The 15,034-nt window shown below is 52.9% G+C and carries 10 protein-coding genes; 3 read left to right on the plus strand and 7 right to left on the minus strand.

All coding sequences use genetic code 11. The features are described 5' to 3' along the window. Positions 1–15: 15 nt before the first annotated feature. Positions 16–273, minus strand: coding sequence for a YkgJ family cysteine cluster protein (locus NT239_12205; GenBank protein XGA70531.1), 258 nt, complete (start codon positions 271–273; stop codon positions 16–18). Positions 274–413: 140 nt separating this feature from the next. Between NT239_12205 and NT239_12210 the strand changes: the two genes are divergently transcribed. Both NT239_12210 and NT239_12215 read left to right on the plus strand, forming a co-directional pair. Next, complete coding sequence (locus NT239_12210; protein XGA70532.1) at positions 414–1,181, plus strand: carbohydrate binding domain-containing protein; 768 nt, start codon at positions 414–416, stop codon at positions 1,179–1,181. Continuing rightward, entirely contained in the window at positions 1,178–2,434 is a 1,257-nt protein-coding gene (locus tag NT239_12215; protein XGA70533.1) for an acyltransferase, read from the plus strand. Before NT239_12210 ends, NT239_12215 begins: the two co-directional genes overlap by 4 nt. 86 nt (positions 2,435–2,520) lie before the next feature. On the opposite strand, the gene NT239_12220 is transcribed toward NT239_12215, so the two are convergent. From NT239_12220 to NT239_12240, 5 genes are all read right to left on the minus strand, one after another. Then, positions 2,521–4,506 carry a hypothetical protein gene (locus tag NT239_12220; GenBank protein ID XGA70534.1) on the minus strand — a complete coding sequence of 662 codons (1,986 nt, stop codon included), beginning with the start codon at positions 4,504–4,506 and terminating at the stop codon, positions 2,521–2,523. Between the two features lie 23 nt (positions 4,507–4,529). Then, positions 4,530–4,934 carry a GtrA family protein gene (locus tag NT239_12225; GenBank protein XGA70535.1) on the minus strand — a complete coding sequence of 135 codons (405 nt, stop codon included), beginning with the start codon at positions 4,932–4,934 and terminating at the stop codon, positions 4,530–4,532. A gap of 40 nt (positions 4,935–4,974) precedes the next feature. After that, positions 4,975–7,434, minus strand: coding sequence for an acyltransferase (locus tag NT239_12230; protein ID XGA70536.1), 2,460 nt, complete (start codon positions 7,432–7,434; stop codon positions 4,975–4,977). A 25-nt stretch (positions 7,435–7,459) separates the two neighbouring features. Continuing rightward, positions 7,460–9,124 (minus strand): glycosyltransferase family 39 protein, encoded by a 1,665-nt coding sequence (locus NT239_12235; protein XGA70537.1) that lies wholly within the window; start codon positions 9,122–9,124, stop codon positions 7,460–7,462. A gap of 118 nt (positions 9,125–9,242) precedes the next feature. Continuing rightward, a complete protein-coding gene (locus tag NT239_12240; GenBank protein XGA70538.1) occupies positions 9,243–10,187 on the minus strand; it encodes a glycosyltransferase family 2 protein in 945 nt (314 codons plus the stop codon). A 439-nt stretch (positions 10,188–10,626) separates the two neighbouring features. Here NT239_12240 and NT239_12245 point away from each other — a divergent pair, with 439 nt between their 5' ends. Then, a complete protein-coding gene (locus tag NT239_12245; protein XGA70539.1) occupies positions 10,627–14,478 on the plus strand; it encodes a phospholipid carrier-dependent glycosyltransferase in 3,852 nt (1,283 codons plus the stop codon). Positions 14,479–14,587: 109 nt separating this feature from the next. Here the strand turns inward: NT239_12245 and NT239_12250 are convergent, their stop codons facing one another. Beyond that, the gene (locus tag NT239_12250) at positions 14,588–14,980 is read right to left on the minus strand and encodes a YidB family protein (protein XGA70540.1); all 393 of its coding nucleotides are present in this window, start codon (positions 14,978–14,980) and stop codon (positions 14,588–14,590) included. Between the last annotated feature and the right edge of the window lie 54 nt (positions 14,981–15,034).

The following is a 15,034-nucleotide window of genomic DNA, read 5'->3' on the forward strand; positions in this document are numbered from 1 at the left end:
ATCCTCGCCTAAGACTTAGCTAGGGCGAGTTTGGTTCTCTAAATCTGTGAGCCAGTACATTGCATCGTGGCGGCTATTTCCACACATCTCCAGCGCGGGTTGCAGCCCTGCACAAACAGCTGGCCGATCTGGGTGCATGAATATTTTACACCGCAAACTGTCATCAAGCTGAATACAAGCCACACCCGCAGGCTTGCCATTGGGCATTCCGGGTATCGGGCTGGAGATGGAAGGGGCGGTGCAGCAGGCGCCGCAGTGTGATCGACATTGCATTTGGCCGATTATACCTGATACCTGTCTACATCAAGTCTGACAAGGTTGGTGCTTAGTCGGCGTGGCTTTGGTACATTGGCAGACTAATATCAGCGGCTTAGCCGCAAGGCCGTTAGAGCCACCATGGATGGAGTGTGAAAATGTTACGTCAAACCGTATTGGCAGTGAGTTTGTGCTTGGCGCTGTCTGCCGCCCACGCCCAAGAGGCGCAATCATCGGCCAATCAAGCGCTGGTGAATGAATCATTCGAGAGCGGCACTGCGCTGCCCAGTGATTGGACCTTAACCGCGTGGCAACCCAATATTTCAACCGCTACGGTTGCGGCAGCGAGCGCTGCCGATGGTCAGCAAGTCTTGCATTTAAGCAGTAGCAAACCCAACCACGTGCGCGTGAATAAAACTGTGCCCGTCGAGCCGAATCAAACGTATTTATTCCAAGCCAAAGTCAAAGCGCGTGGCGCGAATGCCGACAAACTCGCTGCGGTGATCGGCGTTGAGGGCGTGTATGACGTCAGTGAAACCGTGCGTACCGATGCTGAATGGCAGCTGCGCCAAGTGTATATCAAGACTAACGACGCGCAGCAGTTGCAACTCTTGCTTGGTCTTGGGCACTTTGGCAATGAAAATCAGGGTGAGGCGTGGTTTGATGCGGTGAGCTTGGAAAAAGTCACCGAGGTACCCGCAGGCGCGAAAGTACTAGAAATGCCGCGCTCGCAAGCCAAGACCGAGAACGTCACCGCAGCACTGAGCCCCGCAGCTCAAGGCAAAGCCGCGCCGTGGCTGATGCTGGTTGGATCAACGCTGGTGCTGTCGGTGTTTGGGATGGCGCTGGCCATGGTGCTGATGCGCCGCAATGTTGTGGAAAAGGGCGTCGTCGTAAAAGATGACGCGAAGGATGCCGCATCATGAGCGCGTCAACCCTAGAAAACCCGCACGCGCCGACGAGCGCTGCGCAGCATATTGCGATTGTCGATGGCTTGCGCGGCTTGGCGATTTTGCTGGTCGTGCTGTTTCACTATTGGCAAATCACGTGGTGGGTGATTCCCGTGCCGTTCACGGGCGGTACGATCAATTTTGAAATGATTCAATACGCTGGTGCGCTGGGTGTTGAATTGTTTTTCTTTTTAAGCGCATTTTGTCTTGCCTATCCACACGCCAAAGTGATGCTGGACAAGGGCAGTCTACCGAGCATTGCCCACTATACTTATCGCCGTGCGATCAAAATTTTGCCATCGTACTGGCTGGCGATGCTGCTGTTGCTGGTGCTGTTGCCCGAGATGTACCCCACCAGCGGCCAGCGTGGCTACTGGACTGATATCCTGATGCACTTGGGCTTTGTGCATAATCTGTTCCCCGACACGCACGGCAGCATCAATGGCGTGTTCTGGTCGCTCGGGGTTGAGGTGCAGTTTTACCTGATCTTCCCGCTGCTTGCGTGGGGTTTCCGCCGCAAGCCGTGGCTGGTGTTTGCGCTGATGTGCGCGGTGGCGCTGATGTATCGCCACTGGACACGGACCTTGCCAATGTGGGAGTTCGTTAACTTAAATAATCAATTGCCGGGATTTCTTGATTTATTTGGCGGCGGCATGCTGACCGCGTATTTGCTGGTTTGGGTGCGAGATCAGGGTGCGAGTGTGCTGAGTGCAGTGAAATCGGGCATGGGCGTGATCGTTGCGCTTGCGCTGTTGACGATGCTGCTGCTGTTTAATGATTTGTATCTAGCCCGTTTTGAGCCCGATTCCTACCCCATTTGGCAATCGCACCATCGGCTGATGTTCGGTATCGTGCTCATCGCGCTGACCGTTGCGGCCACCTACGCGCACGCAATTTTCCGCACCATCCTCGCCAATCGCGCGCTGACCTTTTTGTCGCTGATCTCGTACAACTTGTACATCTGGCACCAAGTCATCGCCCGCGTCATCAAAGAGCACGGCTGGTGGACCGCCGCCACACCCACACCGACTGACGATCCCACGTGGCGCTGGAGTATGTTCTTTGTGGCCTTCATAGCCTCAATCCTCGTCGCCAGCCTGATCACCTATTGCTTCGAGCGGCCGTTGCTGCAATATGGGGTGAAGGGATGTTGGGCTAGGCTAAAAGCCAAGATGGCGGGGTATATGGCAGAGGAAGAATCCAGTGTTCCTGCTAAGGCAAATACATGAGCTGGTATCTGAAAGATGGCGATAGATATTCGCCAACAGCATAATAAATAAGGCTGCAATCGCGGCCTTATTGATTGGATTTCAGATCATTTTCGATACGCCTGCGCCCGTGCCGACACCGCCAGCACTTGCACCTGCCCATTATCAAAAATCACCGGATATTGCCCGAATAGGCTGGCCAGTGTGGGGTAGCTATTGCGCTCAAAATCGCTAACGTAAATATAATCGACCTTGTATTTGGCGATTAGCGCCGCGCGCTCGGCCGGGCTCTCGTAGATTTTGCGTACATCGTCGTGGCGCTGTTTGGTGTTCAGACCGTGGAAGAACAAATAAGTATCCGTGCCGACGACGATATTGCGGCCAGTCAGCGCGGCGACGGTGTTGTTGTGGTTGTCGGCGGTGACAAACATCGCATCCACCGGCGTGTTGTTATCAATAAACTGCGCCGCAGCAACGTGGGCGGGATTGTACGCGGTGTAGGTTGAAACCCATTCGCGCGCCAAGGTGAGCACGCCCGAGATGCAACCAAGCGCGATGCTAAACACCACTAAATTAGCCGCCAGCATATAGCGGCCACGCGCCAGCCAGTAGCGGAAAGCGGTGATAATCACGCATGCAGCGGTGATCGTAGCGAACACATACCAGATGTAAAACAGCTTGTTGTTGTCATAGAGATTGGGCTGGAAAATAATCAGCTCGGCGACGATGTAAATTACCAGCGGGCCAAGCTGCAACAATGCCAGATGTTTATCGAGCAGCGAGCCTTCTGCGCTATCAGTCGCGATGGCGAATTTCTCGCGCCATGCGCTGCGCGCGAGCAGTGCCAAGCCCATCAGCCAACCGACATACACGACACCCATGTTTTTCAGATAGAACCAGAAGTAGGGATCAATCTCGAGCTTGTTCACCCAATTCAGATGGAAATGCACAAAGCCTTCGCCCGCCGTGGCTTGCTGGAAAGTCCAGAACAGCAATTGGCCGATGCCAAGGCCAATCGCCGGCAGGCCGTACCAGCACCAATCGATAATCACCTGCACGATAGCTTGGCGGCGTAAAACTAAATCCACACCGAGCCAGCCGAGCGAAATCAGACCGATGGCCATGAAAGAGTGGGTATGTATCATCGGGAGTAATCCCACCAAGATCCCGGCGAGCATACCCCAGTCGCGTTTATCTTCGCGAGCTGTGGTTCGTGTAAAGCGCAGCAGCGCCCACAGCGCAAATAGCGCCACTGACCATCCCGCCATCGTCGTGCGCTGCGGGATAATCATATCGGCGATCACGTTCGACCAGCGAATATTCATCTCGTTGTAATTGGTCGGCGTTTTGTAGAATTCGGTCAAAATTTGCGCGAAGGTGTATTCGTGCCAGCCAAAGAAATAAATAAAGCCCAAGCCACCGTTAAAGAAAAACAGCAGCGTTGCGAGTTGCATTGCACGCTTGTCTTTGCTGACTTCAAATGCCAGCAGGATAAAGCTGAACACAATCATCGCGCACATCAATAGCGACGGTAGCAGCAGCGACCAACGCAGCGAGAAACCCATCTGATACAGCGACGACGACACCAGATTCACCAAAAACGGATAGCTCAGGCGTTGGCCGGGCAAGATGCTGTATTCGGGTGGGAAAATCTGCTGGCGCGCCAGTGAAGTCACCATGCCCATATGCATTTGCAAGTCGCCAAACGTCGATTGGCCAACATCGTAGCCATTGGCCGTTGGCAAAATCAGATGCGTGTGCAGCAAATAGGCCATCAGGCCAAAGATTGGCAAGCCTAGCCATAGCAAGGTTTTTTGCATCGCGCCGTAGTTAATCGGGCTAGCTGCGAGCGGGCGTGCTTTGGCGTAAATCGCACCCGCCAACGCGCACGAGAGCACCAATCCAAGCCCATGGCTAAGCGGACTAAATTGCACAAAGAAGGCAAACGGCACCGGTGCCCACATTAAGGCCGTCACCGCCAATACACCACCAGCGCCCAAGCGCACCCACTGCGGATGATCTGCAAATAATTTTTGCGCGGCATAGCCCCACGCGATCAGATGGGCGACGAAATAAATCAAAGCGAACAACATGATGTTTTCTCTTTTAGCAATCTTTAAGCGCTGGCTGGGTGGCGAAATGCCCACCAGCGGCTACCAGCGAAATTCCACAACAGACCAATCGCCGTGGTTAATAGCTGCGCCGGCCAGTGGGCCCACGCCAGCATATCAACGAACAGCAGCATCAGGCCGGTATTGAGCAGCCAACCAAGGCCGGCAATGGTATAAAACTTCGCCGCCGCCTCACGATGCGATTTTTGCCCGTGCTGGTCTTTAAAGGTAAAAAAGTAATTGAGCAGGTAATTGGCCACCGAGCCAAGCAGGTAACCAATCGCCGACGCGCTGACAGCTGCGCTATCACCGCGCCAAGCAACGCCTAGCCAGAGCACCAGATATTGAATACCGGTGCCGCACAGGCCGACGAGGGCGAAGGTTAGAAATTGTTTTAGAATTTTTGGCATTTCATTTTTAACTCAGTGAATTTAATGAGCTCACGCAAAATCAAGGCCAGTTAAGGTAAAGCCATAAAGCCCCATACGCATTAATCCCCAACCCAAACAGCGCCAGCATTAAATCTTTGCCATCAAACTTGCTGCGGTTCAGCCACAACAGCAGCACCACCGCCGGAATCATATCGATAAAGTAGCGATTACCAAACTGCCAGCCGCCCATGGTGCGGTGGCTCCACGTCGATAACATGTGCAACGCAATGCCGCCAAACAACAGGGCATTCACTTGCCACATTTCGCGTTTCAGTTGCAGTAGCTTGCGCGCCAAGATTAAAAAGATTGGATTAACCAAGAAGAACATCACGCCGTCCATGCGCGGGAAGGTCAGCCCGCCCTCTGGCGTGAAGCTTGGCAGGCGCAAGCTGCGCATGATGTTTTCCGGAATATACGACAGGCTAAATTGCCCCTCGGTTGCGCGCTGAAATTCGGGCAGATAGTTATGGCCAAACTCGATCGGGTTGCCAAAACGCAGCCAGTTATACCAAGCCAGCGCGCCGCCAATGATGATCGGGAAAATCAAAAACTGCTGCAGCGGCTCGGCTTCTTCGCGACCTTCGGGCGTTTTTGCTGCTGGCGTGGCGTTGCCGATATAGCCAAGGTGATAGGCAAAAATCCACAATAGCGCTGGGAAGTACACCAACTGGAATGGTCGGCAGCCTACGGCCAGCGCCAAACACAAGGCCGACAGATGCATCGCCCAGATGCGATTTTGGCTTTTCACAGCGAAAAAGAAGGCGATGATCGTGAACAAAAACGCCAACACTTGAGCCTGAAACCACACGCCGCCATTCAGTGACACCGCCAGCAAATTGCTACCAAACACCGCTGCAAGCGGTACGGCAAAACCTTTGATTTTGAGCTCGGGGTTAAACCACAGGGTTAGCAGCGCGAAGCTCAACACTGTGTAGGTCGAATTGAGGAAGTGATTGGGCGTATTGGTGTCAAAGAAAGGGTAAAGCAAAAATTGCGGAATCGTCGGCACCGGCGGGAAGCTGACATAATATTGGCCGTTGAAAATCGCCAATTCCAGATACGGGTAATCCTGCGCCAGCATCGTGCGACCTTGCCACCACGCTTGCGCCTGCAAGATGTACGAATCCCAACCGCTGTGCGAAAACCATGGCTGCTTTAGCGCTGCGTAAAACAGCACATACATCAGCACAATGCCGAGCACGATATAGCTCCACTCAGCCCGCGCAAACAGGCTATTGCGCCAGCGTGCGTTCCAGCGCGGCAATAGCGCATTCAGTTTGCGGCCAACAAGCAGGGTATAGGCTTGGCGGCTAATCTTGATGCTGACTTCGTCGATATACTTGGCAAAGAAGTGCGATGAGACAAACACCGCCACTAAATACACGGCAAAGGTCATCACAAAAGCCGCCGCATAGCCGATGCTAGGCACCAATTTCACGATCAGCCACGAGCAAATCGAACCCAAAAACAGGCCATGCATTAAATACATCGAAAACGAGATTCGTCCCAACCAACGCCAAGGTTGGCGCGACAAAATCGCCTGCCAGCTTGGCGCGTGCAGCACGGCAATTAGCAAAAATAGCGCGCCCCAATTGTGCGTCCACTGCGCATTCGGCATGGAACCGCCATCGAGCCAATACAGCCAGCTAAACCAGAAGTTCTGGCTGGCGTCGATCCCCTTTGGAAAACTGCCCAAATAGAGGCCAATAATGGCGAAAGTCCAATACGCAGCAGGGCGGCTTAAGAACGCGCGCGCTTTAGCTGCGCCCGGCGCATAGATAAAATCAGCCAGCGCCACGCCCATTACAAAACACAGATAGGGCGAATTGCCAAAATAAAAACCCAGCGCCACATAGGCCCACGCGCGCCAGCATTGCCGCCCCAACACGGCGACCATCGCAAACGCCAATAGCGAGCCATAAAACTCGATGCAAATTGTCCACAACACATTGTTGTAGCGTGGCTCAGGTTTAAACGGCACCTCTAAAAAAGTATTACGCAGCACATCAACAAAGCCCGCGTTGGGCGTATGCCATTGCAGCGCCAGCCATTCAAACGATAGGGAATATTGCGCTGCTTGTTGATGAAACAGCCCGCCCATTTGCATCACGAGCAGCACAATCAGCGAGGCAGCAAAAATTGGCAATACCAAACGCGGATAGCGGCGCAGCGTGGCCGAGCTTAAAAAGCTAACGCGGCTAAAGTTCGGGTCGTGCTGATCGCGGAAGAAGCGATAGGTGAGCACAAAGGCGCTCATCACAAAAAACACCATCACGGCATAATCGCCGCTCCACAATAAATTCAGCGGTGTTTGCGCAATCGCCATCTCAAACTGCGGAAAAATCAGCCCCTTATTACCAGCCGCACCCCAAATCAGCGCTGGCAAAAAGGCATAAAAGAAATGATGTAGCGTGACAGAAAACGCGGCAATGCCGCGCACGCCATCGAGATAGTCAAAGTGACCTGCTTCTTGCTTCATGTTTTTCCTCCATCCATCCCGCGCTTTAGTTTTGTGTTTCCGATGCGGGTATTGGCTCAATCATTGTGGGGTGTTGCTCGGGCGAGGCTTTTAAGGCCGCTTCAAAGCGGGCAAATAATTGTGGTAGTCCATAGCTCGCGAGCAATAAGAGCGCAATTGTGCTCGATAGGATGTAGCGCGATTTGGATTCCCACAGCATATACATGCCAAACACCATCAGCGTGTAAAACACCAACAGCAGTACGGTTTCATCCAGTTGCGCATCCTGATCGCGGCAGGCGCGTTTGAAGGCCAAAGCGACGACGCAAGTGGCGGCAAACAAATACAGCCAGTTTTGCAATTGGGTAATGCGCCGCACAGAATGGCGGAAAGTCTCACCGTGTTCGCCATGTGCAAATTGGCTGGCCGGCGTTGCGTGGGCAAAGTAATCGGGGCGGGCTGGGTCGCCAATGCCGTAATACACGGCTTGGTACGTGCCTTCAGTCCATTGCCAATAGGTTTTTTTCGCCCAGTGAGCCAGCGTGCCAGTCAGGCCAATCGTTTGCCACTTTTTGGCGATTTCTTGTTTGAACAGCGTATTCACTGCAGCTTCATCAATCGGCGCCTCGCTAACGAAGGTCGCGTACGCTTCGTTGTACGACCACACGCCCAAGCGCTTGTAATCGTAGCCAATATTGAGCCACATCCATTTGGGCGCGGGCGCGCTGGTCGCAAAGCCGCTGTAGGTCGGCACGCCACCGAGCGCGAGCGCGCCGTTGACGAGTTTGTGCGGTACTTGAATTGCAATAAATAGCCCAAACAAAATCCATAGATAAGATTTATATTGGCCTGATTTAATCCAGCGCAGCACAATAATCAGTGCAAAGCTCAGCGCCAACAGCAACGCAATTGGGCGAAATAGATTGGCAAAGGCCAGTGCAATCAGGCACAAAATCATCGCGCGTTTGCGGCCTTGTTGCTGCCATAGCGTAAAGAAGTAAATCGATACACAGCTTAAGAAAATCGCAGGAAAATCGTTATACACCCACGCACCGAGCAAAATAAATGGAATAAACGTGGTGCAAATCAGCGCCGCAAAGAAATCATGCGTTTTGCGCTGCCACAGTAAATAGATTTGATAAATTGTATAGCTACTGCCGGTAATCCAAATGGTATTGATGATACGCGTATAGGTGTAGCTATCGCCAATCACGCTATGAATCGCGTAGGTATACAACGTAAACGGTACTTGTAGCGGAAATAGGTAGAGGTAATTCTTCGCTTTATTTTCCAAGGACATCGTATCAAAAAACGAAATGAAATTGCCGCGCAATAAATCATCGACCACGATACGAATCACCAGCGCGTCGTCGTAGGCATGTACCGGAAAATAATAAATAAATACATTAATCAGGCCAAAAAAAACTAAAAACAGCGCGGGGATAATCAAACGAATGTATTTGGCTTGATTGATTCTTTGCGATGCTTTCCACGCGCCATACAGCGCAAAAAACCACAGCGAAATGCCTAATGCCTGAATAAAAGGATTTTGCGCGCCCAGCATTTCCAAATCGCCACGCGAAAACCAGGTATCGCTTTTCCAAAATGCATCAACAAAAAATGCGCAGCCAAGAAAAATCGAAAAAACGCCAGCGAAAATCAAATAGATTGATTGCGTGACGCGCTGGCTGATCGTGGTATACAAGCTCATAGGAGGTATTGCTCTCTAAGCTTTTCATGTGAATGCGCATAGCGCAATACATGGTTGGGTATTGCGTTGTGCACGATGGATATAAAACAAGCCAGCGCAAATGGCTGGCTTGCGGGGCTTATTTTTCTTCGGGGAACCCTAAGCGATCTTGCACCACATATAGCGGGCGGCGTTTGATTTCGTTGTAGGTGCGGCCTACGTATTCGCCCAAAATGCCGATACACAGTAGCTGTACGCCACCGAGGAACAGAATCGCCACCATGATTTCGGCCCAACCGGCAACCCAGTCATTGGTTGTTAAGCGCACCACTAAGGTATTAATAATGCCGATTAGCGCTAAGAACGACGCGATCAAGCCTAGGGTGACTGCTAAACGCAATGGCTTGGTCGAAAACGACATAATGCCGTCGGTGGCAAAGCGCACCATTTTGCGCAGCGGATATTTGCTCTCGCCAGCAAAGCGCTCGGCGCGGCGGTACGGTAGTGCCACTTGTTTGAATCCCACCCAGCTCACCATGCCGCGAATAAAACGATCGCGCTCTGGCATGCCCTTGAGTACATCAACCACTTTGCGATCCATCAGACGGAAGTCGCCCGTGTCGAGCGGAATTGGCACATCAGAAAGGCGATTGAGCACGCGATAGAAAGCGCGGGCGGTCACGAGTTTGAACGCTGATTCACCCGGGCGATCAACTCGCGTGCCGTACACCACATGGTAGCCATTGCGCCACAAGGCGATCATTTCGCTGATCACTTCGGGCGGGTCTTGCAAATCGGCATCGATCAGCACCACGGCATCGCCGCTGGCGGCATCAATGCCTGCGGTAACCGCAGTTTGGTGGCCGAAATTTCGCGCAAAGCCAACGACGCGGATTTCGGGATTGGCTTGCTGTGCTGCGGTCAATAATTCGCGGGTGCGATCTTTACTGCCGTCGTCGACAAAAATAAATTCCACGTCCAAATCGGTGACGGTGGCACGAAACTCGCCCAAGCGCTTGAGGGTTTCGCCGATCACTTCTTCCTCGTTGTAGCAAGGGATGACTACTGATAGAAGTTGCTGCATTGTCTCTTCCTCCATGCGCTCCAAGCTCTTTGGCTTGGTATTGGCGCTAGGCACGCGGCCTATTTTGTTATGGTTTTTTCGCGACTACATCACGATTGGGGTCAACCTTACATCATCGCGCTTGGGTTGAAAACCCCACGATGGAAGCTTTGTGCCATAGCTCTCGAAAAACGGTATTGCAGGTGCAATAAGTACTGCGGCAAATTTGCCACAAAGCTAGGAAAATAAACGCTTTAGCGGATGCTGATATAGCTAAAACAATGTTGCGTCGCGATATGAGAGGAAGGCCGCAGGAGCGTTGGGTTTGTAAGGAAGTACTGGCTCTGGAGCATTCAATTCTGCTGCACATGCGCACGAGGAATGTGAGCCTAGGAACTAGGCGTAAGTATGCAGAGTCGATATAGTGCGAGCTTCCCTCAGTCTCATTGAGTTTCAAATCATGTTGATGTCTGCAATGCGTATAAATTGGCACACTTTGTCGATGAAATGGCTACTGCTGTGCTGGTGCTGCCTATTGGCATTGGCTTGGCCGGCGCACGCGGCTGAGGAGTTGGCACGCAATGCTGGCGTTGAGGAAACCAGCCCATCGGGCGGCGCGGCGGGGTGGACTTTTGATCACTGGACGCAGGGCGAGCCTAAAAGCATTGCGCAACGCGATGATCAGGTTTTCCATTCTGGCAAAGCCTCGGTCAAGATCGTGTTGGGGCAGGGTGACGATGGCAAATTAACGCAGGCCATTAAGGTTAAACCCGATACTTGGTATCGCGTGTCGGCTTGGGTGAAAACCGATGGTATTCCTTCTGATGCGCGAGTGGGCGCGAACATCAGCATCGTTGACGCGATGGATTACTCGAATGATTTAAAAGGCAGCAACGATTGGCAAGAAATCGTGGCTTGGGGCAAAACAGGGCCTGAGCAAACCGAAGTCAAACTCGCCTTGCGTTTGGGGTTTTATGGCAGTTTAACTACCGGTACAGCGTGGTTTGACGATATTTCGCTGCAGGCGGCCGAGCCGGGAGCTGGCGCCAAAGTGATCAGCTTTACCCCGCCCCCCGCAGCGGCGGCCGCACCGGCTGCGAGCACCAGCCCGAATCAATCGGCCACCTTGGCCAATGTGATGACATGGCTAGTTACGCTGGGCTATATCGGCCTAGTTGCTTGGCTGATTCGAGCTCGTGATGGCGCGTATCAGCGCTTTGGCGCGGTGCTTGATGGCATTGCGCCGCTGACTAAAACTTGGCCTGCGATTGCGCTGGTTTTGGGCGTATTTCTAATTAAATGGTACTGGGCAGGCGCGTATCGTGGGCACTCTTACGATATCGGCACGTTTAGCGCGTGGGCGCTGGATATGTACCAACGCGGCTTTGCTGGCTTTTACCGCCCCGGCTATTTTGCCGATTATCCGCCGGGCTATATCACTGTGCTGTGGTTGGTTGGCGGCGCAGCCAACTGGTTTAATTTGGCGTATGACACGCCCGGCTTTTTTATTGCGCTGAAAATGCCAGCCATGCTGGCTGACATCGCTGGCGCGGTGTTTTTGCTGTGGGTAGGTCGCAAAGAAAACGCCACGCGCGCGATTGCATTGATTGCGGCGATTGCATGGCTGTTTAACCCGCTGGCGATTGTCACCTCCACCTTCTGGGGGCAGGTTGATAGCATCTTTACGCTGATTTTGGCCGCATCGTTCCTAATGCTAGAGCGTCGTCGCATTGTATTGTCTGCGGCTTTGTACGCCGCGGCGGTGATTTTCAAGCCACAAGCGCTGCTGGTTGGGCCGATTGCGCTGATTGCATTGCTGACTTTTGGAAATGTCAAAGAGCAAGCCAAAGCCTTGGGCGCAGCGATTGGCACGTTTATTTTGCTCTCGCTGCCGTTCACGATTTCGCGCGAACCATTGTGGATTTTTAGCTTGTACGGCGGCACGCTGGCCAGCTACGACTATCTGACGGTGAATGCGTTTAATTTATACGCGCTGTTTGGCGGCAATTGGCTACCGAACGAAACGCTATTTCTCGGCTTGCCAGTCGGCAAATGGGCGTGGTTCTTAACACTATCGGCCTTAGGCGCCGTGGTGTATGGCGTGATCAAGGGTAAAGGCCAAGGTCGTTATCTGTTTGGCGCGTTTGCGATTTACGTGCTGTTTTTTGTCGTTGGGCCAAAAATGCACGAGCGCTATTTATTCCCCGCGGCGTTTGTCGGTTTGACCGCGTTTATGGTGATCCGCGATTCACGCGTGCTGTGGCTGGCGGTGTGGGCAAGTTTGACGACCTTTGTGAATACCTGGATCACGCTCGATATTCTGACGCGCCTGAATAGCACCGGCGTGCCAAACGATAATTTCTTTATGATCGCCTGCTCGATCGCCAACGTGGCCTTGCTGATTCAAACGTTCCGCGTCGGCTACGCGATTTTCTTGCGCGGCGAGCGTCAGGAAATGGAATCGAAATCAATTGATGAGGGTATTGCTCCGCAGGCTAATTCTGGCGTTGCTGCTGAGGCTATACCCGTTGCGCCTATTGAAACGCCACTCGCTCCGATTAGCCGCCGTGCGTGGCTGGCGCTGGCGGCAATTTGCGCGGCGTACAGCGTGGCGGCGTTTACCTATTTGGGTAATACGCAAGCGCCGCAAAAATTCTGGAACCCACCGGCGGCGAGCGATTGGGCTGTGTTTGACTTGGGGCAAATGCAGCAAGTCACGCAGCTGCAATACCACCACGGCTTGGGTGAAGGTGAATACGCGCTGCAATGGTCGGCCGATGGCGAAAATTGGACTGTCGGCAAAGGCATCGTCATTAGCAACCGCTTTTCCGAATTCCGCTGGCGCAATTTGGATGTGAATTTACCGGCACGATATTTCAAAATTGGTTTGAGCACCGGTTCATTACAGATGAACGAAATCGCGGTGCGCGGCAGTAATAATGCCTTGCTAACGCCTGCGCTCAAAGCGGGGCCAAGTGATGCGGTGGCGCTGATCGACGAGCAAGAAAAAGCGGTGACTTTATCAACCGCGTACAACGGCATGTACTTTGACGAGGTCTATCACGCGCGCAGTGCGTGGGAAATCTTGCAAGGCATCGACGCGACTGAAAACACGCACCCGCCGCTGGGCAAGATTTTGATTGCCTTTGGCGTGTGGTTATTTGGTATGAATCCGTTTGGCTGGCGCTTTGTTGGCACTACTTTCGGCGTATTGATGCTGCCGGTGTTCTTTGGCCTGTCGCGTCGCCTGTTCCGTTCGGAAAATTTCGCCTTGCTGGCGACCGCCCTGTTAGCGCTCGATTTTATGCACTTCACGCAAACGCGGATTGCCACGATCGATACCTACGGCGTGTTCTTTATTCTGGCCAGCTCCTACTGGATGCTGCGCTGGATGCAGCAAGAACCGGCGAGCCAAGATTGGAAAACCGATGTTAAATCCTTGCTGCTATGCGGCACGATGTTTGGCTTGGGTGCGGCGAGTAAGTGGATTGTGCTGTACCACGGCGTCGGTTTGGCGATCTTGTACTGCTGGAATTTGTGGCGCCAATACCAAGTCGCAAAAGGTTTGCCGCCCAAACTGCCAGGCCAACGCAGCTACGGCGATTGGGTGACGCAAAGCGTGATGTGGTCGGTGCTCGGCTTTATTGTGATTCCGGCGCTGATTTATACCGCAGCGTATATCCCGCTGATGCAAGCGACTGGCCAAGGTATTTCGGGCATGTTGGCCAATCAAACCGGCATGTATCAATACCATAGCCAACTGAAAGCCACGCATCCGTTTAGCTCGATGTGGTACGAGTGGCCGACGATGGTCAAACCGATGTGGTACTACTCGGGCACGGAATGGACTGGCCCGCTGAAAGTATCGTCGATTAGCGCGTTTGGTAATCCAGTGACGTGGTATCTGGGTACGCTGGCCTTCTTGCTGGCCATCGGTTGGCGTTTAACGATGGCGAGCTCAAAAGCGATGGTGCAGCGCTTTGCTGTGACATCGAGCCAGATCTTCGCACTGAGCTTTATCGTTGCGGTGGGCCTGATTCAGTTCCTGCCATGGGCGCTGATTCCACGTAAATTGGTGTTTATCTACCACTTCTTTGCATCAGTGCCATTTATTATTCTGGCCTTGGTATGGGGATTGCAGCGTTTGCAGCTCGACAACCCGCAACGCGCTTGGGCCAAATACCTGCCGTGGGGTGTGGTGGCGCTAGCCGCCGTCTTGTTTATTGCCTACTTCCCAGTAATTAGCGGCTATCCGGTACCGCGTGGCTGGGTGGAATTCATCAACAAAGGGCCGGTAACGCTGTACTTCTAAGCGAGTGATGCGCTGAAATGAAAAAGGCCAACTGATGTTGGCCTTTTTGCTGGGTATTGCCCTCTGATTAATCCAAATAGCGATCTGGTTGGCAATACGGGTATGGGTATTAGCTAAATAGTTTGCCTTTGAGCAAATCTAAACCTGCACTTAATACATTGCCACCGTCTTGCGTAGGCACCTCACCATCGGGGGTGAGCCCATCGATCAATTGCGGCAGCAGGGTTGTTAATGAGCTGGCTGCTTGCTGTGGGTCCACGCCAAATTTTTCAGCTAAATTCGCCACGGTTTCGTTGCCTAAAACCGCTTGAATTTGTTCTTCTGAAATCGGCAGATTACCGCCGGTGGATACCCAAGATTGCGCAATCTCACCCAGCCCGCCATTTTGAAATTTCTCGACCAGCCCCGAAATTCCACCGTGTGACTCCAAAAGGCCAGACAAGGCGCTGCTTTGCTCGTTGCCACCCAGAACTTGTGCTGCCAAAGTGTCAAATAAACTCATGCTAGTTACTCCCGTAGTCAATCATGATTGAAAGGCGTTGCCATGGGCAATTGC

The organism is Chitinibacter sp. SCUT-21, assembly GCA_041874755.1.
Taxonomy (GTDB): domain Bacteria; phylum Pseudomonadota; class Gammaproteobacteria; order Burkholderiales; family Chitinibacteraceae; genus Chitinibacter.